This window comes from Streptomyces sp. 135, assembly GCF_020026305.1.
Taxonomy (GTDB): domain Bacteria; phylum Actinomycetota; class Actinomycetes; order Streptomycetales; family Streptomycetaceae; genus Streptomyces.
Genome location: NZ_CP075691.1, coordinates 5510727 through 5529944 on the forward strand (window position 1 = coordinate 5510727; position 19218 = coordinate 5529944).

Below are 19218 nucleotides of genomic sequence, written 5' to 3' on the forward strand. Positions count from 1 at the left end.
CGGGGCGCTACGCGAGGCCCAGCGACCGCTTCAGGAAGTCCGCCTGGTGCAGCAGCAGATTCTCCGCGACCTGCTCCTGCGGCATCATGTGCGTCACGCCCGACAGCGGCAGGACCTCGTGCGGGCGGCCCTCGGCGAGCAGTGCCGAGGAGAGCCGCAGCGAGTGCGCCACCACCACGTTGTCGTCCGCGAGGCCGTGCACGATCAGCATCGGACGGTGCGGCCCGGCGGCCGCCTCCACCAGCCCGTCGTCCCAGACCAGGGAGTTGTGGCGGTACGTCTGCGGGGTCCGGGTGGGGTCGCCCAGGTACCGCTCCTCGTAGTGCGTGTCGTACAGCCGCAGATCCGTCACGGGCGCGCCGACCACCGCCGCGTGGAAGACGTCGGGGCGGCGCAGCGCGGCCATCGCGGCGAGGTAGCCGCCGTAGGACCAGCCGCGGATCGCGACGCGCTCCAGGTCCAGGGGGTACACCCCGGTCGCCGCGAGGGCGTGCAGGGCCTCGACCTGGTCGTCGAGGGTCAGCGTGAGGTCGTTCTTGATCGACTTCTCCCAGGCGGGGGAGCGGCCCGGGGTGCCCCGGCCGTCCGCGACAACCACCGCGAAGCCCTGATCGGCGAACCACTGCGAGGTGAGGAAGACGTTCTGCGCCCGCTGGACCCGCTGCCCGTGCGGCCCGCCGTACGGATCGAGCAGTACCGGAAGCGGCCCGTCCGCCGCCTTGTAATCAGTGGGGAGCAGGACGGCGCACGGAATCCGCCGCGTGCCCCCTTCGGTCAGCGTCACGCGCGGCGTGAGCCCCGGGCGCTGGGCGTGTGAGGCGACGGTGGCGACCTGCTTGCCGTCGCGCAGCACCTGGACCGACGCGCCGGGACGTTCCAGGGTGGCCGAGACGAGCACGGTGACACCGCCCGCCCGGACCGCCGCGTGCACGCCGGGTTCCCGCGAGAGGCGCTCCACACCCAGTTCGTTGACGCGGTAGACGTGGATCTCACCGGTCTCGGGGTCGGCCGCCGCCTCGCCCGCCGACGCCGAGACGAGGATGTCCTCCTCCGTCACGTCCAGCACCGCGCGGACATGCAACTGCGCCCCCGTCAGCGGCCGTTCGCCCCACGCGAGCACCCGCGCACCGCCCTCGTCGACGATCCGCACCAGCTTGCCGCTGGGGGACCAGGAGGGCACTCCGGGGAAAAGTTCCAGCCAGTCGGCGTCCTCCTCGGCATGCACCATTCGGGTGGATCCGTCCCCGGGGTTCACCGCGAGGTACAGCTGGCTCCGCTGGTCGCGGGACTGCACGAGCAGCAGCGGCGCACCATCCGCCGACCAGTGCACCCGGCCCAGATAGGGGAAGCGGACGCGGTCCCACACCACCTCCGTGCGCGACCCGTCCAAGCCGAGGACGAACAGGCGTACGTCGGCGTTGGCCGTGCCCGCGGCGGGATACGCGACCTTCATCGGCTCGCGGTCCGGGTGCGCGGGGTCCGCGATCCACCACCGCAGGACGGGGCTGTCGTCGACCCGCGCGACGAGCAGCCGCGTGGAGTCGGGCGACCACCAAAAGCCCCGGTGCCGCGCCATCGACTCGGCCGCGACATGCTCCGCGAGACCGTACGTGACGGTTCCGGTGTGGCCGGATTCCGGCTCCGCCAGCGCCCGGTCACCCTCGCCGTCGGTGCCCGTCACGCGCAGGGCGCCCTGGGCGACGTACGCGACATGCCGGCCGTCCGGCGAGGGGCGCGGGTCGATCACCGGTCCCCGCGCGGGCAGTTCGCGCGCCGTGCCCGCGCGCAACTCCGCCGTGAAGAGCCGGCCCGACAGCGCGAACGCCGCCAGCTCCACCGCCGCGTCCGTCGCGTAGCCCACGATGCCCGCGCCGCCCTCCCGGCTGCGCTCGCGCCGCGCCCGCTCCTGCGCGGAGAGCCGCTCGGGCGCGCCGCCGAGCAACAGGCCCGGGTCGGCCGCGAGGCGCTCCTCGGCGCCGCCCGAAAGGTCCAGGACCCAGAGCTGGTTCGCCCGCTCGGTCTCGGACGGGGAGCGCAGGAACACCACCCGGGAGCCGTCGGGCGCCACCGTGAACGCACGGGGCGCACCAAGGGTGAACCGCTGCGTGCGGGCGCTCTGACGCGGGAAGGAGAGCCGTGGTGCCGGGCTCTCGTCGGGCCTGCGGATTCCGGGGTTCTCGGTGGTCATCCCCCGAGCCTAGGCCGCATGCGCCCCCCTGTGCTGCCGTGCTCCGAGTCATGCGTCCGCACGGATAGTTATGATCCGTAGCGCTTGGTGGGTATGAACCTGCTGGCGTCCGCACTGGGTTACGGCAACGACTTGGAGGTGACCGCCGTGGCACTCTCGATTTCGGCGGTGGTGCTGCTGGCGATCATCGTCTTCTTGCTGGTCAAGAAGTCAGGGCTGAAAGCGGGGCACGCTGTCGTCTGTACGCTGCTCGGCTTCTACCTGGCGAGCTCGTCCATCGCCCCGACGATCAGCGAGCTGACGACGAACGTGGCGGGGATGATCGGCGACATCAAGTTCTGACCCTTCTCCCTGGACCCTCGCCCTCCTCACCTTCCTCGTAGGGTGGTCCCATGACGGAACCGCCCGCCCGGCGCCTGCTGCTCGTGCACGCGCACCCCGACGACGAGTCGATCAACAATGGCGCGACCATGGCCAAGTACGCGGCCGAGGGCGCCCATGTCACGTTGGTCACCTGCACGCTGGGCGAGGAGGGCGAGGTCATCCCGCCCGGGCTCGCCCACCTCGCCGCCGACCGTGAGGACTCCCTGGGGTCCTGGCGCGTGGGCGAGCTGGCCGCCGCCATGAAGGAGCTGGGGGTCACCGACCACCGCTTCCTCGGCGGCCCCGGCCGCTACCGCGACTCCGGGATGATGGGCACCGAGCAGAACCACCGCCCCGGCGCCTTCTGGTCGGCCGACCCCGACGAGGCGGCCGCCCATCTCGTCGAGGTGATCCGCGAGGTCCGGCCGCAGGTCCTGATCACGTACGACCCCGACGGGGGCTACGGCCACCCCGACCACATCCAGGCGCACCGCGTCGCCATGCGCGCCGCCGACCTCGCGGCCGAACCGGCCTTCCGCCGCGACCTCGGGGAGCCGCACGCGATCGCCAAGATCTACTGGAACCGCGTCCCGCGGTCCGTGGCCGAGGAGCGGTTCCGGCGGCTGGAGGGGCAGTTGCGGCACTCGCCGTTCACGGCCCCCGCCGCCGTCGCGGACGTCCCCGGCGTCACGGACGACGAGCGGATCACGACGGAGATCGACGGCGGCCCCTTCAAGGCGGCCAAGGCGGCGGCGATGCGCGCCCACGCCACGCAGATCACGGTGAGCGAGCCGCTCTTCGTCCTCTCCAACGAACTGGCACAGCCACTCTTCGAGGTGGAGTACTACGAGTTGGTTCGGGGAGAAGCGTCCACAGAAGGCACGATTCGCGAGACCGATCTCTTCGCCGGGCTCGAAAGGGTGACGGATGTGGCTGAGGTGACCGCGCTGTGAGTACGCGATCTCGTGCGTCGTCGGGGGCCGGTTCCGGGGCCTCGGGGACTCCGGGCGCCTCGGGCTCCGCCTCGACGCCCGCCCCGGCGTCCGCCGCGGCGCCCGCTGGGAGCTTCCTCGCCCAGCCGCTGAGGGCGGGGCGACTCGCCGCGTACGCCGGACTGTTCGTGCTCGGTGCCGTCGTCGGCGCCGCGGGCGCCCTCGTCCAAGGCGGCTTCTTCCCAGCCGGGTTGCTGCTCGCCCTGTTCGGCGCCGCCGGCGCCTTCTACGGCGGCGCGCGGGCGGTCGGCACCAAGGCGGGGGCCGTCGCGGCCGCCGCCGGCTGGCTGGTCGCGGTCATGCTGCTCACCGCCACCAGACCCGAGGGGGACTTCCTCTTCGGTGCGGGCCTCGGCTCGTACGGCTTCCTGCTCGGCGGCATGGCGGTGGCTGTGATGTGTGCCACCCTCGGGCAGCGGCCGCAACCGGGCGCGTCCGGCGCCCGACTTGGCAAGTGACGTACCACTTCAGCCCGTGTCCCGCACGGGTTTGACGCCGGTCACAGGATGAGCGCCGACGGCGGCCAGTATGGTGGTGCGGCCGCCGAGCCTCCCCCAACCTCCGGCCGGGGGGACCCCGGATGAGGTCGAGACGGGCGGCGGAGTCAACCAGGAGAACCTGCCTTGAGTCGTGAAACTGACAGTTCGTCCTCCGGGCCCCAGGGGCGCGGTGGAGCCGCATACCCCTCGGGGACGCCGCCGTACGGCTCCCCGGCGCAGGGCGCTGCCGCGGACGGCGGCGCGGACGGCGGGCGGCCCGGCGAACCCGAGACCCAGACCACGCTGACCACGCGCATCCGGATCAACATCCCCGGTTCGCGGCCCATCCCACCGGTCGTCATGCGTACGCCCGTCGGTGACGAGGGCGGCTCCCGGGGCGACGCCCCGCGCGGGGACCGTGCGGACGGAGAGAGCCGCCGTGACAGCGCGCCGAGGGCTCCCGGCGCGGCGAACGCGGGCCCGGAGGGCAGGGGCGGGGCCCCGGCCGCGTCCCACGCGGGCGCTCCCAGGGTTCCGGTGACGGCGGCGGTTCCGGGGCCGGGCCGGCCTCCGGTGACGGCGGCGCGGGCGGTCCCGGCGGCTCAGGTTCCGGTTCCGGTTCCGAGGAGAAGACCAGCGACTGGTTCGCGCCGCGCAAGCCCGCGCGGGGCGAGAGCGGCGCGTCGGGCGGCTCGCCCGCGGCCGGTTCCGGCGGCCAGAACGGCCCCGGCGGCTCCGGATCGGGCTCCTTCGACGTGTCCGGCGCCGTGGCGTCGGGCCCACTCGGCTCGGGGACACCGCAGGGCGGCGACCTGCCGTACTTGTCCCAGGGCTCGGGCGCCGGTTCCAGCGGCTCCCAGGACCCACAGGGCGCACAGGACTTCAGGGGGCCCGCGGGCCCGACCGGCGGCCCCGTGACGGGCGACAGCCCGCTGGCCCCGCCCGGCGCCCGCCCCTCGGGCCCCGGCGGCGGCTCCGGCGGCCCCGCGGCGCGTCCGCCGCGTTCGGGTGCCATGAGCGACGACACGGCCATCCTGACGCCGCAGAAGGCCGGGCCCGTCTCGCCGCCCCCCGGCGGCCGGCGCCCGCCCGCGGGCGGTCCCGGTTCCCTGCCCGGCGGCCCCGGCGCCCCGACGCCCGGCACCAATGTCTCCGGGGACACGCTGACCAGCGGCATCCCCGTCGTACCGCCCACGCAGGACAACTCGCCCTTCCCGGCGGGCCCGCAGGGTGACGGGGCGACGTCGCACACGCCGCCGAAGCTGCCGGAGCCGGTGCGCTCCGAGGTGCCGGCGGCCGCGCCCGCAAAGAAGAAGAAGGGCCGCAACAAGCTGGTCCTCCTGGCGGTCGCCGTGGTCGTCGTGGCCTGCGGGGCGTACGGCGCGGGCCTGTTGATGAACCACGCGGACGTGCCGAAGGGCACCACGGTGCTCGGCGTCGACATCGGCGGCGGCACCCGTGACGAGGCCGTCAAGAAGCTCGACGACGCCATCGGCGCGCGCGTCACCAAGCCCCTGAAGCTGTCGGTGGACGGCGAAACGGTCACGCTCAAGCCCGACCAGGCCGGCCTGACCGTGGACAGCCAGGCCACCGTCCGCGTGGCGGCGGGCAGCGACTACAACCCCGTCTCCGTGATCGGTTCGCTCTTCGGCAACCAGCGCGTCGTCGACCCGGTCGTGCCCGTCGACGAGGAGAAGCTGGCGGCCGCCCTGGAGCGCGCCGCGGGCGGCTCGGGCTCGGCGCAGGACGGCACGGTCAAGTTCCTGCCCGGCAAGGCCGTCCCCGTCTACGGCAAGGTCGGCAAGGGCATCGACGCCGACGCCTCGACGACCGCGGTCGCGCAGGCGTACCAGAAGCAGGTCGAGACGGGCAGCGCGGGCGCCGTCCAGGTCCCGGTCACCACCCGCAAGCCGACGGTCTCCAAGGCCGAGGTCGACAAGTTCATGACCCGGTTCGCGAAGCCGGCGATGTCCGCCAACGTCACGATCAAGGCGGGCGGCCGGTCGATCCCGTTCGGCCCGGCGAAGTCCCTGCCGAAGATCCTTGAGGCGAGGCCCACCGACAGCGGCACCCTCCAGCCGCACTTCGACCTCGAAGAACTCAAGAAGCTGTACGGCAACGTCTTCGACGGCATCCTGATCCAGCGCGGCAACGGCGAGAAGACGCCGGTCCAGCCCACGGACGTGGCCGGCGCCATGAACAAGGCGCTGCTCGGCAAGACGCCCGCGGAGCGCATCGGTGTGATCGAGACGAACGCCGGCTGACCGGCGTACGCCGACTCGTCGTCAGGAGGCCGGACGGCCCGCCCGGGTGACCGGGCGAACCGTCCGGCCTCCGGCATGACATCTGTCATCCCGGAGACATCACTCCCGGCACTGCCGCCCCCACCTGCGCTTTTGTGACGATGGTCGGCATGACGACGACCACACTCCCACCCACCGCCACCAGCGCGGTCAGCTTCGAGCGGGTGACCAAGTCCTACGGCGACGTCCGCGCCGTGGACGGCCTCACGCTCGACCTGCGCCCCGGCGAGACGGTGGCGCTCCTCGGCCCCAACGGCGCGGGCAAGTCCTCCGCCCTCGACCTGCTGCTCGGCCTGCGCCGCCCGGACAGCGGCACCGTCCGCGTCTTCGGGACGTCCCCGCGCGAGGCGATCACCGAGGGCCGGGTCGGCGCCATGCTCCAGAGCGGCGGCCTGATGGGCGAGGTCACCGTGCGCGAGATGGTCGAGCTCGCCTGCGCCCTGCACCCGAGGCGCCACCGCGTGAACGACGTGCTCGCCCACGCGGGCATCACACAGATCGCCGACCGCAAGGTCGACAAGCTCTCCGGCGGCCAGGAGCAGCGGGTGCGCTTCGCGCTCGCCACGGCCGGCGCGAACGACCTCATCGTCCTGGACGAGCCGACCACCGGCATGGACGTCACCGCCCGCCAGGCGTTCTGGGCCACCATGCGGGACCAGGCCGACCAGGGCCGCGCGGTCCTCTTCGCCACGCACTACCTGGAGGAGGCCGACGCGATCGCCGACCGCGTCCTGGTCCTGCACCGCGGCCGCCTCCTCGCCGACGGCACCGCCGCCGAGATCAAGGCGAAGGCGGGCGCCCGAAAGGTCTCCTTCGACCTCGCGGAGATCGGCGCCGAACTGGCCGCGCGCCTCGGGAAGCTGCCGTTCCTGACGTCGCTCGACGTCGCCGGGCGCACGGTCCGCCTCCAGTCCACCGACGCCGACGCGACCGTGCACGCGCTGTACGGGCTCGGCATCTACCCCCGCAACCTCGAAGTCGCCGGGCTCGGCCTCGAGCAGGCCTTCGTGGCGATCACCGCGACCGAGGAGGCCAAGTCGGCATGCTGACCACCTTGACGTCATGGGCCCTGGTCCGGCTGGAGATCACCCGCGCCCTGCGCAACCGCAAGTTCCTGTTCTTCTCCGTCCTCTATCCCGCGATGCTGTTCCTGATCATCGCGGGCAGCCAGGGCGGCTCCGACGAGGTCCCCGGCTCGGGGCTGTCCGTACCCGCGTACGTGATGGTGTCGATGGCGTCCTTCGGCGCCCTCACCGCCGTCCTGATGGGCAACAGCGAGCGCATCGCCAAGGAGCGGGAGAGCGGCTGGGTGCGGCAGCTGCGCCTGACGACGCTGCCCGGCCGCGGCTACGTGCTGGCGAAGACGGCGAGCGCGGCCGTGGTCAGCCTGCCGTCCATCGTCGTGGTGTTCGCCGTCGCCGCCGCCTTCAAGGACGTCCGCTTCGCGGCCTGGCAGTGGCTGGCGCTGACCGGCGCGATCTGGGCGGGCAGCCTCTGCTTCGCGGCGCTCGGTGTGGCCATCGGCTACCTCGCCTCCGGCGACGCGGTCCGCCCGATCACGATGATCGTCTACTTCGGGCTCTCGCTCCTCGGCGGCCTGTGGATGCCGACGACGACCTTCCCGCAGTGGCTGCGGGACGTCGCGTCCTGGCTGCCCACCCACGCGTACGCTGCCCTCGGGCAGGCGATCGAACTGGGCGACGCCCCGCACGCGAAGGACGTCACCCTGCTCGCCGTCTACTTCATCCTCTTCGCGGGCGGCGCGGCATGGCTGTACCGGAAGGACACACTGAAGGCGTGAGCCACCACCACCGCGCCACGGACGCGTACGACATGGGAGGCGGCGAAGGGTCCCACCCGCTGTACACCTTCGGGCAGCCCGTCCGGGACCGCCGCCAGATCCTCGGCAAGGCGCTGTGGATCGGCATCTGGCTGGTCTTCCTGGCGAGCCCCGTGCGGGACCTCCTGACAGCGGAGCGCACCGCCGCGGCCACGGTGCTCGGCTGGCTGGGCCTGACGGTCTTCGTGGTCTGCTACCTCTCGCTCGTCTTCCGGTACACCTCCAAGGTGCTCGACTGGGGCAGGGTGCACGGCTGGTTCGCGGCGCAGTTCGCCCTGGCGGTGATCCTCGCGTTCAGCTTCGGCACCAGCTGGCTGGGCCTGTTCGTCTACGTCTCCGTGTCCGCGGGCGCGGTGCTGCCGCCGCGCCAGGCGGCCTGGATCATCCCGGCGGTCACCGCCGTGCTGATCGGGGTGGGTCTGCGCACCGACAGCCTCCAGGACCTCCTCGGCAACCTCGTGGTGCTCAACGTCCTCATCGGCTTCGCGATGAGCGGCGTACGCCAGTTGGTCCGTACGGCGATCCAGCTCCGCCAGGCACGGGCCACCGTCGCCCAGCTCGCCGCCAACGAGGAGCGGCTGCGGCTGGCCAGGGACCTGCACGACCTGCTCGGCCACTCGCTCTCCCTGATCACGCTCAAGAGCGAGCTCGCCGGGCGGATGCTCCCCGACCACCCCGACAAGGCCGCCCAGCAGGTCGCCGACATCGAGCAGGTCAGCCGCCAGGCCCTGGTGGACGTCCGCGAGGCCGTCTCCGGGTACCGCAGGCGCACCCTGGCCGGCGAGCTGGCGGGCGCCCGCACGGCGCTGACCGCCGCGGGCATCGAGCCGGGCCTCCCGCTCCGGGCACCGGCCGAACTGCCCGGCGAGGACGGCGAGGCGGCGCTCGCCTGGGCGCTGCGGGAGGCCGTGACCAACGTCGTGCGGCACAGCGGCGCCCGGCGCTGCACGGTGGCGTTCACGGCCCGCCAGACCCTCGCCGGGCCGCTCCTTGAGCTGACCGTGGAGGACGACGGCGTGGGCGGCCAGGGCACGGCCGCGGGTAACGGCCTGACGGGCCTCGCCGAGCGCGTGGAAGCGGTCGGCGGTGCCCTGGAGACGGGCCCGGCGGGCCGCCGCGGCTTCCGCCTGGCGGCCCGCGTCCCGATGGCCGGGACGGCCGTAGGATCCCCCTCATGACCAGCGAGGACGGCCACAGGGTGGCAGGGGGCGGGAGCGCGACGATCAGGGTGCTCCTCGCCGAGGACCAGTCGATGGTCCGCGAGGCACTCGCGGCGCTGCTCGGCCTGGAGCCGGACATCGAGGTCGTCGCCCAGGTGGCCCGCGGCGACGAGGTGCTCGCGGCGGCCCGCGCCCACGACGTGGACGTGGCGCTCCTCGACATCGAGATGCCCGGGTGCACGGGCATCGAAGCGGCGGCCGAACTGCGTGCCGCGCGCCCCGAGTCGAAGATCGTGGTCCTGACCACCTTCGGGCGTCCCGGCTATCTGCGCAGCGCCATGGAGTCCGGCGCCGACGCGTTCCTCGTCAAGGACGCCCCGGCCGCCCAGCTCGCCGAGGCCGTGCGCAAGGTCCTCGCGGGGGAGCGGGTCATCGACCCGACGCTGGCGGCGGCGGCCCTCGCGGAGGGCGCGAACCCTCTCACCGACCGCGAGCGCGAGGTCCTGCGGGCCGCGGCCGGCGGGGCCACCAACGCCGAGCTGGCCGACGCCCTGCACCTCTCCCGGGGCACGGTCCGCAACTACCTCTCCACGGCCATCCAGAAGCTCGCCGTCCGCAACCGCGCGGAGGCGGTCAGGACGGCCCGCGACAAGGGCTGGCTCTGACCCGCGGCCCGGCCGCTCAGTTCAGCAGCGCCCGCGCGCCCCGCGCCTGGAGCCGCGCCCGGTCGGCCGTGGCCGCGTCCCGCCCGGCCACCTCGTCGGCGTAACGGTCGAGCTCCCGCGCACCTGTCACGAAGTCACCCTTCTGTACGAGGACTTGGGCCCGTTCGTAACGCAGCCGGGCCGGTGGCGACGGCAGGAGCAGGGACAGTTCGAGCGCCCAGAGCGAGACGTCGCGGCGCTCGGGGCACGCGGCGGCCCAGGCGCGGATGTTGTTCAGGACGCGCCGCACGATGTCCAGGGTGTCCGCGGGGTCCAGCATCGAGGGCGCGGGCGGCCCGCCGGTGGCCGCCGCGACGAGCAGCTCCACGTCGGTGCCGGTCAGGACGCGCCCGCACCGGCGAAGGGGTCGGCGAGCACCTGGTCGTCGCGGGGCCCGAAGCCGACCACGAAGTGGCCCGGCAGCGCCACCCCGTACACGGGAGCGCCCGCGCGCCGCGCCACCTCCATCCACAGCACGGAGAGCAGGATCGGCAGCCCGCCGCGGCGCCGCAGCACCCGGTGCAGCAGGGAGGCCTCCAGGCGCTGGTAATCACCCGGCCTGCCCCTGAACCCGAACTGCGCGCCGAGGAGTTCGGCCAGGGCGTCGGCCCACGCGCGGGGGCCGACGGCGCCGCGGGCCCGGTGGCCGTGCGCGGCCCGTTCCGCGAGCCGCCCGATCAGGCGCCGGGCCCGGTCGATGTCCTGCCGGCCGAGGGAGGGGTCGGCCTCCGCGCCGATCAGCAGGCACAGCAGCGCGAGATCGGGCCGCGGGGCACCGGCCTCGGCGGCGAACAGCCGCCGCCACTCGGTGGCTTGGGGGGGTCGGGGATGCATACGTCCCTCGTGCCCGGTCGGCCCGATCGAGTACCGCCGCCCCGGCCGCTCAGTTCAGCATGGCCCGGGCCGCCCGCGCCTGCTGGCGCACCCGGTCCGCCGTGGTCGGCTCCACGGCCGTCACCACGTCGGCGTACTCGTCGAGCTCCGCCGCGCCGCCGAGGAAGTCGCCGCGCTGGACGAGGAGTTGGGCGCGTTCGTAGCGCAGCCGCGCCGGGTGCGCGGGCAGCAGCAGCGAGAGGTCGAGGGCCCACAGCGCGACCTCCGAGCGCTCGGGACGCGCGGCGGCCCAGGCGCGGATGTTGTTGAGGATGCGCTGCACGATGTTCAGCGGGTCGGCGGGCGTCAGCATCGACGGCTGGATCCCGGTGCCCGCGGTTCCCGCCACCAGCAGCTCCGCGTCCTGCCCTGTCAGCAGCCGTCCGCCGTCGAAGGGGTCGGCGAGCACCTGGTCGTCGCGGGGCCCGAAGCCGACCACGAAGTGGCCCGGCAGCGCTACCCCGTACACGGGAGCGCCCGCCCGCCGCGCCACCTCCATCCACACGACGGAGAGCAGGATCGGCAGCCCCCTGCGGCGCCGCAGCACCTCGTGCAGCAGGGAGGACTCAAGCCGCTGGTAGTCGCCCGGCGTCCCTTCGAACCCGCACTGTTCACCGAGGAGTTCGGCCATCGCCGACGCCCACGCGCGGGGCCCGCCGGGCCGGAAGGGCAGCAGCCCCGCGAGCCGGTCCAGCTCGATCTCGGCGGCGTCGATGCCCGCCTCGTCCAGTGAGGGGTCGGCCTCCGTGCCGATCAGCAGACACAGCAGGGCGAGTCCGGGCCGTTCGGACCGTGCCTCTTCGGCGAACCGCCGCCGCCATTCGCCGGACTCCGCGTGCATACGTGCCTCGTGTCTCATGCCCTCGCCGGGCTGCTTTCCGTGCCGTGCCGTGCTGACCCCGCCGGGCCGCTCCCGCTCAGGCCCCGCCGTGCCGGTAGTGGTGATGGGCGTGATGCGCCGCGAAGCCCATCCGGCCGTACAGCGCCCGCGCACCGTCGTTGCCCTCCTCGACCTGGAGCCAGGCCGCCGACGCGCCGTCGGACAGGGCCTGACGGGCCAGCGCGGTCATCACCGCGGTGGCGAGTCCCTGCCGCCGGTGCTCCGGGTCCACCTCGACCGCCATGAACCCGGCCCAGCGTCCGTCCACCACGCACCGCCCGATCGCGGCCATGGAGTCACCGCTCCCGGGCACGGAAGCGAACCACACCGAGGGCCCGCTCGCCAGCACCTTGGGCACATGAGGTGCCAAGTCCCCGGACCGCCCGTAGCGCCGCAGCCACGCCTCGCCGCAGGACCGGGACAGGTCTACGCGCGACACGTCCACGTCGACATTCGGATCGGCGATCGGCGCGAGAGCGCCGATGTGCAGCTCAGCGCTCACCTCGCGCTCCCACCCGCGCGCCGCCAGCTCGGCGCAGAGCAGCTCCTGGGTGCCCTCGGCGCCGGTCGCGGCCTGGATGCGGGCGGGCAGCCCGCGGGCCGCGTACCACTGGCGTACGTAACTCAGCGCCTCGTCCAGCGGCCGTCCCGGGTCGCCCAGCGGCAGCACCGAGTTGAGGCGGCGCATGTAGCCGGACGAGGCCCGCAGCTCCCAGTCGCCGAGCCGCTCGCTCTCCACCGGCTGCCAGGCCCGCGCGGAGACCCGGGCCAGCTCGGCGTACGAGGCGGCGGGGCCCCGCCGGCGGGCCGGTGCCGACGGCACGACCTTGCCCGCGACCAGGGAGTGTTCCGGGATGCGGACGCTCTCGCCGTTCCGCCGTGTGATGACCACCACACCATTGGTCCACGATGTGAGAACACCGACCGTGTCGGTGAACTTGCCCCCGGGTTCTCCCGCCTCACCCAGGCGCCGGACGGAGACCCGTTTCCCCACGTCAGCAGGGGTGATGCGGACCTCAAGCCGTCCGCCCGCAGTGAATTCCACAGCTCTGTACGCCCCTCCTGTTCGGATCATGCCCAGGAACGGAGATACTAGGTGCGGGCATCGACGACGCCGCGCTCCCGCGCGCCAGGCGAGCGGAGCCTGAGGACGGCCCGCCAACGCCCGTATCGAGGAGGAACGACAGCGTGACCTACGTCATCGCGCAGCCTTGTGTCGACGTCAAGGACAAGGCGTGCATCGAGGAGTGCCCGGTCGACTGCATTTACGAGGGCTCCCGGTCCTTGTACATCCACCCGGACGAATGCGTCGACTGTGGTGCCTGTGAACCGGTCTGCCCGGTCGAGGCGATCTTCTACGAGGACGACACTCCCGAGGAGTGGAAGGACTACTACAAGGCGAACGTCGAGTTCTTCGACGAGCTCGGTTCGCCCGGTGGCGCGAGCAAGCTCGGCCTGATCGAGCGCGACCACCCCTTCATCGCCGCACTGCCGCCGCAGAACCAGTAACGACGGCCTGAGCACCGCCCCGGTCCCGTACGGCACGTCCCGCGTACGGGACCGAGGTGTTTCCACGGGAGCGTGCGAGGCGCCCCCGAAGAACAAGCGCACCACGGGAGTGAGCACGTGTCCGCAGTCTCCGATCGGCTTCCCGCCTTCCCCTGGGACAAGCTGGAGCCCTACAAGGCCACGGCGGCCGCGCACCCGGGCGGCATCGTCGACCTGTCCGTGGGGACGCCGGTCGACCCGGTCCCCGAGCTGATCCAGAAGGCCCTCGTCGGGGCCGCCGACTCGCCGGGCTATCCGACGGTGTGGGGCACCCCCGAGCTGCGCGACGCGATCACCGGCTGGTGCCGGCGGCGGCTTGGCGCACAGGACATCACGCACCGCGAGGTGCTGCCGGTCGTCGGCTCCAAGGAGCTGGTGGCGTGGCTCCCGACGCAGCTGGGGCTCGGCCCCGGCGACGTCGTCGCCTACCCCCGCCTCGCCTACCCCACGTACGAGGTGGGCGCCCGGCTCGCCCGTGCCGACTACGTGGCCTACGACGAGCCCACGGACCTCGACCCCACCCGCCTCAAGCTCCTGTGGCTGAACTCGCCCTCCAACCCGACCGGTCGGGTCCTCACGGCCGAGGAGCTGACCCGCACCGTCGCCTGGGCGCGCGAGCACGGCGTGCTGCTGGTCAGCGACGAGTGCTACCTGGAGCTCGGCTGGGAGGCCGACCCGGTCTCGGTGCTGCACCCGGACGTGTGCGGCGGTTCGTACGACGGGATCGTCGCCGTCCACTCGCTCTCCAAGCGGTCGAACCTCGCCGGCTACCGCGCCGCGTTCATCGCCGGTGACGCGGCCGTCCTCGGCGACCTGCTGCAGATCCGCAAGCACGGCGGCATGATGACCTCCGCGCCGACCCAGGCCGCCGTCGTCGCGGCGCTCGGGGACGACGAGCACGTCCGCGAGCAGCGCGAGCGGTACGCGGCCCGGCGCGCCGCCCTGCGCGACGCCCTCCTGAAGCACGGCTTCCAGATTGAGCACAGTGAGGCGAGCCTGTATCTGTGGGCGACGCGCGAGGAGTCCTGCTGGGACACCGTCGGCCACCTCGCCGGGCTCGGCATCCTCGTGGCGCCCGGCGACTTCTACGGCCCGGCGGGCGACCGCTTCGTGCGCGTGGCGCTGACGGCGACGGACGAGCGGGTGGCCGCGGCGGTCGAGCGCCTGGGGTGAGCCCCTGAGCACGACGCAGGGCCCGGAGCCATCGGCTCCGGGCCCTGCGTCATGAGGTGCGAGTGATCAGCCGAGAGGCAGGCCCTGGGTCGGCAGACCGCCCTTGGCGACACCGTCGGTGGGCAGACCGGCGCCGGTGGCCGTGCCCGCCGTCTCGCCGACCACCTCACCGGCGCTGGCCGCGAGGTCACCGGCGGCCTTCTGCGCGGCGGGGGTCGCGGTCTTGGCGCTCTTGCCGACGACCTTGCCCGCGGTCGGGACGCCCTTCTTCACGGCCTTGCTGCCGGTGTCACCGGCGACCTTGGTGGTCTTCTGGGCGGCGCCGTCGACGGTGTCGCCGATGCCGGCGCCGTCCAGCGCGGTCAGCCCGCCCAGGTCGGGGGCAGCAGGCAGGCCAACGGCGCTCGCGGAGCCGGCCGCACCGACCACGGAAGCTGCGCCTGCTGCGCTGAGCAGCGCGGCGCGGGCGATCCGGCGGGTCAGGGGGAGGGACATGATGCTCCTTCAGACGGGGAGAGAACGTTGGGGTGTCCGGCCGGTTCGGTTCCGGCGTCCCACCGGATGGCTTCCGGCGATCGGACACAGTGGATACCGCTCGAAGCCCGCGAAGGTTGCGGTGCGCCAACGTAAAGAGTTGGCAATGCGTCGCATTATCGGCTCTGGATAAAAACGGGCAAAAAGCTCGTGTTTCCGGAGCGCTGCCGAAACCTTAATTCCCTTTGGCCGCACGGCCTTTCAGGGTGCCTCGGCAGACCCGCGGGAAATCCGGGCGGCGCGTCGCCGTGCCGTGCTCGCCGCCCCTCGATCGGGTGACCGGCCGCACTACTGCCCAGTGACGATTCGGACCTCGTCGAGGGCGCCGCCGGGCCCCGCGGCCCCGTTCCGGCGCACCTCGCGCCACGCCCCCGGGTCCGAGGCACGCCACTCCCGGCCGCCGTACGAGACGCGCTCGACACGCAGCGCCGAGGCCTGCGCCACCGCCCAGTGCGCCAGCTCCCAGCCCCGCCGCGGGGCCCTGCCGTCGGCGGCGGCCGTGGCGGGCACCGGGACCGTCACCGTGCGCCCCTGGCGGCGTCGGGCCGCACCTCGCGGCCGAAGTCGCGCACGAGCGCGGCCTGCACCTCGCCGGGCCGCCGGGATCCGTGCCCGGGCGGCCCTCGCAGGTGAACGTGGCGGGCGCGCGGCCGGTGAGCGCGGCGGCGAGCAGCACGGCGTCCGGCTCGTGCTTGGCGTAGGCCTGCGGAAAGCCGCTGCGCTGCACGCGCTGCGCGGCGACCGTCAGCGGCAGGCGCGAATAGCCGGGGACCTCGGCGAGGTGCTCGTAGAAACGGGCCGACGCGTACGCCGGGTCCATGATCTGGCGCTCGTCGCCCCAGCCCTGCGTGGGGCGCTGCTGGAAGAGCCCGAGCGAATCCCGGTCGCCGTGCCGGATGTTGCGCAGCCCCGACTCCTGGAGGGCGGTCGCCAGGGCGATGGTCACGGCGCGCTCGGGCATGCCGCGCGAGGTGCCGACGGCGGCGACCGTCGCGGCGTTCCGCGCCTGCTCCGCGGTGAATTCGTACGACGCGCCGTCGTCGCCCCCCGAGACCACCGTGCACCGGGGGGCGGGCTTGCCCCCGTAGACGTACTGCACCGCCACATAACCCACGACGGCGAGCAGCACGACGACCGCGGCCGTGAGACGGCGGATGCGGCCGCGCCGGAGGAAAGGGGTGGGGGGCTCAGGCACGCGTCCAAGGTACTGGAGTCCACCGACAGGCCCGCGCGCCCCGTGGAGTTCTCTGGCGTTAGGGTCTTCCGCATGCCTCAGACCGCGCTTGACCTCACGCTGGACGCCACCGAGCTGACCGCCCGGCTCGTCGACTTCCCGTCCCCGAGCGGCTCGGAGAAGGACCTCGCCGACGCCATCGAGGCGGCCCTGCGCGGCCTGCCGCACCTCACGGTCGACCGGCTCGGCAACAACGTGGTGGCCCGCACGAATCTGGGCCGCGCGGAGCGGGTCGTCCTCGCCGGGCACATCGACACGGTGCCGATCGCGGACAATCCTCCCAACGTGCCCTCCCGCCTGGACGAGGACGGCGTCCTGTGGGGCTGCGGCACCTGCGACATGAAGTCGGGCGTCGCCGTCCAGCTGCGCATCGCCCAGACGGTGACCGAGCCCAACCGCGACCTCACCTTCGTCTTCTACGACAACGAGGAAGTGGCCGCCCACCTGAACGGCCTCGGGCACGTCGCCGAGGCGCACCCCGACTGGCTGGCGGGCGACTTCGCGGTCCTCCTGGAGCCGACCGACGGCCAGGTGGAGGGCGGCTGCCAGGGCACCCTGCGGGTCCTGCTGAGGACCAAGGGGGTGCGCGCGCACTCCGCGCGCGCGTGGATGGGCTCCAACGCCATCCACGCGGCCACCCCGATCCTGACGAAGCTCGCCGCGTACGAACCGCGCAAGCCGGTCGTCGAGGGCCTTGAGTTCCACGAGGGCCTCAACGCCGTCCGCATCGAGGGCGGCGTCGCCACCAACGTCATCCCCGACGAGTGCACCGTCACCGTCAACTTCCGCTATGCGCCGGACCGCAGCGAGGAGGAAGCCCTCGCCTTCGTACGCGACTACTTCGCGGACTGCGGCGTCGACGAGTTCATCGTCGACGACCACACCGGCCCGGCCCGCCCCGGCCTCACCCACCCGGCGGCCGCCGCGTTCATGGCGGCCGTCGGCGGCGAGGCCCGCCCCAAGTTCGGCTGGACGGACGTCTCCCGCTTCAGCGCGCTCGGCGTGCCCGCGGTGAACTTCAGCCCCGGCGACCCGCTGCTCGCCCACAAGATCGACGAGCGTGTGAAGGCCTCGCTGATCCCGGAGGCGGAGGAGCGGCTGCGCTCCTGGCTGACCTCGTAGGCGGCTTCCCGGGCGGCTTGGGGGCCGGACATCCCGAGGTCCCTCGGGCGTAACCCGCGTAGATCTACGCTGTGAGGCACGCACGCGTGGAGGGAGCAGACGATGACCGACCCCAATGCCAGCCCAGACAGTGGTGCCCCCGCTGCCAGGAAGCGTCCCGAGGAGCAGCGGCTCGGGCCGGTGCTGCGCCGCCGCGACAAGGTCCAGGCAGGCACCACCGATCAGCGTCTCCTCGACTCCAAAGGCCCCTCCGAGTGGGTGCACACCGACCCCTGGCGGGTCCTGCGCATCCAGTCCGAGTTCATCGAGGGCTTCGGCACCCTCGCCGAACTCCCGCCCGCGATCAGCGTCTTCGGCTCGGCGCGCACTCCCGCGGGCTCACCGGAGTACGCGGCGGGGGTCGAGATCGGCCGGGCGCTCGTGGAGGCCGGCTTCGCCGTCATCACGGGCGGCGGGCCCGGCGCCATGCAGGCCGCCAACCAAGGCGCCGTCGAGGCGAAGGGCACCTCGGTCGGCCTCGGCATCGAGCTCCCCTTCGAGCAGGGCCTGAACCCGTATGTCGACATCGGCGTGAACTTCCGCTACTTCTTCGTCCGCAAGACGATGTTCGTGAAGTACGCCCAGGGCTTCGTGGTGCTGCCCGGCGGCCTCGGCACCCTGGACGAGCTCTTCGAAGCGCTCACCCTCGTCCAGACCCGCAAGGTCACGCGCTTCCCGATCGTCCTGTTCGGCTCGCAGTACTGGCAGGGCCTGATCGACTGGCTGAAGAACACGGTCATCGCCCAGGGCAAGGCCTCGGAGGCCGACCTGCTCCTCTTCCACGTCACGGACGACGTGGAAGAGGCCATCTCCCTGGTGACCAAGGAAGTCGGAACGTAACTTCCCCTCGGGGGAGTTCAAGGGAGTTCAGGGGGCGCCGGTGTGGTTCAGGCGAGTCCCCGGCGGGCGACCGCCGGGGGCCGGTGCCCCGCGATGGCGGCCACCATGTCCAGGACCTGCTTCGTCTCCGCGATCTCGTGCACGCGGTAGACCTGCGCGCCCAGCCACGCCGAGACCGCCGTCGTCGCCAGCGTGCCGATCACCCGCTCCTTGACCGGCTTGTCCAGGGTCTCGCCGACGAAGTCCTTGTTGGACAGCGAGACCAGCACGGGCCAGCCCGTCTCCACCATCTCGCCGAGCCGCCGGGTGGCTTCGAGACTGTGCCGGGTGTTCTTGCCGAAGTCGTGCCCCGGGTCGATCAGCACGGACTCGCGCGGGACGCCCAGCCCGACCGCCCGCTCGGCCAGGCCCACCGTCACGCGCAGGATGTCGGCCAGCACGTCGTCGTACGTGACGCGGTGCGGCCGCGTCCGCGGCTCGGCGCCGCCCGCGTGCGTGCACACCAGGCCGGCGCCGTACCGCGCGGCGACCTCCGCGAGCTTGGGGTCGACACCGCCCCAGGCGTCGTTGAGCAGATCGGCGCCGGCCTCGCAGACCGCCTCGCCGACGTCGTGCCGCCAGGTGTCGACGCTGATCACCACCTCGGGGAACCGCTTGCGCACCTCGGCGACGAAGCCGACCGTGCGGCGCGCCTCCTCCTGCGCCGTGACCTCCTCGCCGGGGCCCGCCTTGACCCCGCCGATGTCGATGATGGCGGCGCCCTCGGCCACCGCCTGCTCCACCCGGGCGAGCGCGGGCTCGTCGCGGAACGTGGCGCCCCGGTCGTAGAAGGAGTCCGGGGTCCGGTTCACGATCGCCATGATCACCGGCTCGTGCGCGTCGAACTCGCGCCTGCCAAGCCTGAGCATCCCCTGTGGCCCTCCTGGGTCCTCGTCGCGTGCGGCCG

The 19218-nt window shown here is 73.3% G+C and carries 17 protein-coding genes and 2 pseudogenes; 12 read left to right on the forward strand and 7 right to left on the reverse strand.

What is annotated here, in order from left to right:
* Nucleotides 1-7 precede the first annotated feature (7 nt).
* Nucleotides 8-2188 carry an alpha/beta fold hydrolase gene (locus KKZ08_RS25040; RefSeq protein ID WP_223776590.1) on the reverse strand — a complete coding sequence of 727 codons (2181 nt, stop codon included), beginning with the start codon at nt 2186-2188 and terminating at the stop codon, nt 8-10.
* Between the two features lie 147 nt (nt 2189-2335).
* On the opposite strand from KKZ08_RS25040, the gene KKZ08_RS25045 reads away from it, so the two are divergent.
* The 8 genes from KKZ08_RS25045 (at nt 2336) to KKZ08_RS25085 (ending at nt 9990) form a co-directional block, all read left to right on the forward strand.
* On the forward strand, nt 2336-2530 hold the full coding sequence (locus tag KKZ08_RS25045) for a hypothetical protein (protein ID WP_127909498.1): 195 nt from the start codon (nt 2336-2338) through the stop codon (nt 2528-2530).
* Between the two features lie 50 nt (nt 2531-2580).
* A complete protein-coding gene (gene mshB / locus KKZ08_RS25050; RefSeq protein WP_223776591.1) occupies nt 2581-3504 on the forward strand; it encodes an N-acetyl-1-D-myo-inositol-2-amino-2-deoxy-alpha-D-glucopyranoside deacetylase in 924 nt (307 codons plus the stop codon).
* A 128-nt stretch (nt 3505-3632) separates the two neighbouring features.
* Nucleotides 3633-4001, forward strand: coding sequence for a DUF6113 family protein (locus KKZ08_RS25055; RefSeq protein ID WP_223779177.1), 369 nt, complete (start codon nt 3633-3635; stop codon nt 3999-4001).
* A 788-nt stretch (nt 4002-4789) separates the two neighbouring features.
* Nucleotides 4790-6286, forward strand: coding sequence for a hypothetical protein (locus KKZ08_RS25065; RefSeq protein WP_223776592.1), 1497 nt, complete (start codon nt 4790-4792; stop codon nt 6284-6286).
* A gap of 149 nt (nt 6287-6435) precedes the next feature.
* Entirely contained in the window at nt 6436-7374 is a 939-nt protein-coding gene (locus tag KKZ08_RS25070) for an ABC transporter ATP-binding protein (protein WP_223776593.1), read from the forward strand.
* On the forward strand, nt 7368-8126 hold the full coding sequence (locus KKZ08_RS25075) for an ABC transporter permease (protein ID WP_223776594.1): 759 nt from the start codon (nt 7368-7370) through the stop codon (nt 8124-8126). Before KKZ08_RS25070 ends, KKZ08_RS25075 begins: the two co-directional genes overlap by 7 nt.
* Nucleotides 8127-8158: 32 nt before the next feature.
* Nucleotides 8159-9343 carry a sensor histidine kinase gene (locus KKZ08_RS25080; RefSeq protein WP_223779178.1) on the forward strand — a complete coding sequence of 395 codons (1185 nt, stop codon included), beginning with the start codon at nt 8159-8161 and terminating at the stop codon, nt 9341-9343.
* Nucleotides 9340-9990 carry a response regulator transcription factor gene (locus KKZ08_RS25085; RefSeq protein ID WP_223776595.1) on the forward strand — a complete coding sequence of 217 codons (651 nt, stop codon included), beginning with the start codon at nt 9340-9342 and terminating at the stop codon, nt 9988-9990. Before KKZ08_RS25080 ends, KKZ08_RS25085 begins: the two co-directional genes overlap by 4 nt.
* Before the next feature lie 16 nt (nt 9991-10006).
* Here KKZ08_RS25085 and KKZ08_RS25090 read toward each other — a convergent pair.
* From KKZ08_RS25090 to KKZ08_RS25100, 3 genes and pseudogenes are all read right to left on the reverse strand, one after another.
* Nucleotides 10007-10863: pseudogene (locus KKZ08_RS25090) on the reverse strand (transglutaminase-like domain-containing protein).
* A gap of 49 nt (nt 10864-10912) precedes the next feature.
* Nucleotides 10913-11761, reverse strand: a complete 849-nt coding sequence (locus KKZ08_RS25095) for a transglutaminase-like domain-containing protein (RefSeq protein WP_223776596.1) — start codon at nt 11759-11761, stop codon at nt 10913-10915.
* 58 nt (nt 11762-11819) lie between these two features.
* Nucleotides 11820-12827 carry a GNAT family N-acetyltransferase gene (locus KKZ08_RS25100; protein WP_223776597.1) on the reverse strand — a complete coding sequence of 336 codons (1008 nt, stop codon included), beginning with the start codon at nt 12825-12827 and terminating at the stop codon, nt 11820-11822.
* 143 nt (nt 12828-12970) lie between these two features.
* Between KKZ08_RS25100 and fdxA the strand changes: the two genes are divergently transcribed.
* Both fdxA and KKZ08_RS25110 read left to right on the forward strand, forming a co-directional pair.
* Nucleotides 12971-13291, forward strand: coding sequence for a ferredoxin (fdxA, locus tag KKZ08_RS25105; protein ID WP_018089397.1), 321 nt, complete (start codon nt 12971-12973; stop codon nt 13289-13291).
* A 117-nt stretch (nt 13292-13408) separates the two neighbouring features.
* Nucleotides 13409-14503, forward strand: a complete 1095-nt coding sequence (locus tag KKZ08_RS25110; RefSeq protein WP_223776598.1) for a bifunctional succinyldiaminopimelate transaminase/glutamate-prephenate aminotransferase — start codon at nt 13409-13411, stop codon at nt 14501-14503.
* A 66-nt stretch (nt 14504-14569) separates the two neighbouring features.
* Here KKZ08_RS25110 and KKZ08_RS25115 read toward each other — a convergent pair whose 3' ends face one another.
* Entirely contained in the window at nt 14570-14998 is a 429-nt protein-coding gene (locus KKZ08_RS25115) for an ATP-binding protein (RefSeq protein WP_223776599.1), read from the reverse strand.
* Between the two features lie 327 nt (nt 14999-15325).
* A pseudogene (locus tag KKZ08_RS25120) lies at nt 15326-16193 on the reverse strand (heavy metal transporter).
* A 111-nt stretch (nt 16194-16304) separates the two neighbouring features.
* On the opposite strand from KKZ08_RS25120, the gene dapE reads away from it, so the two are divergent.
* Together dapE and KKZ08_RS25130 are read left to right on the forward strand one after the other, a co-directional pair.
* Nucleotides 16305-17393 carry a succinyl-diaminopimelate desuccinylase gene (dapE, locus tag KKZ08_RS25125; RefSeq protein ID WP_223776600.1) on the forward strand — a complete coding sequence of 363 codons (1089 nt, stop codon included), beginning with the start codon at nt 16305-16307 and terminating at the stop codon, nt 17391-17393.
* Nucleotides 17394-17495: 102 nt separating this feature from the next.
* Entirely contained in the window at nt 17496-18272 is a 777-nt protein-coding gene (locus KKZ08_RS25130; protein ID WP_223776601.1) for a TIGR00730 family Rossman fold protein, read from the forward strand.
* 47 nt (nt 18273-18319) lie between these two features.
* On the opposite strand, the gene folP is transcribed toward KKZ08_RS25130, so the two are convergent.
* On the reverse strand, nt 18320-19180 hold the full coding sequence (folP, locus tag KKZ08_RS25135; protein WP_223776602.1) for a dihydropteroate synthase: 861 nt from the start codon (nt 19178-19180) through the stop codon (nt 18320-18322).
* Nucleotides 19181-19218 lie beyond the last annotated feature (38 nt).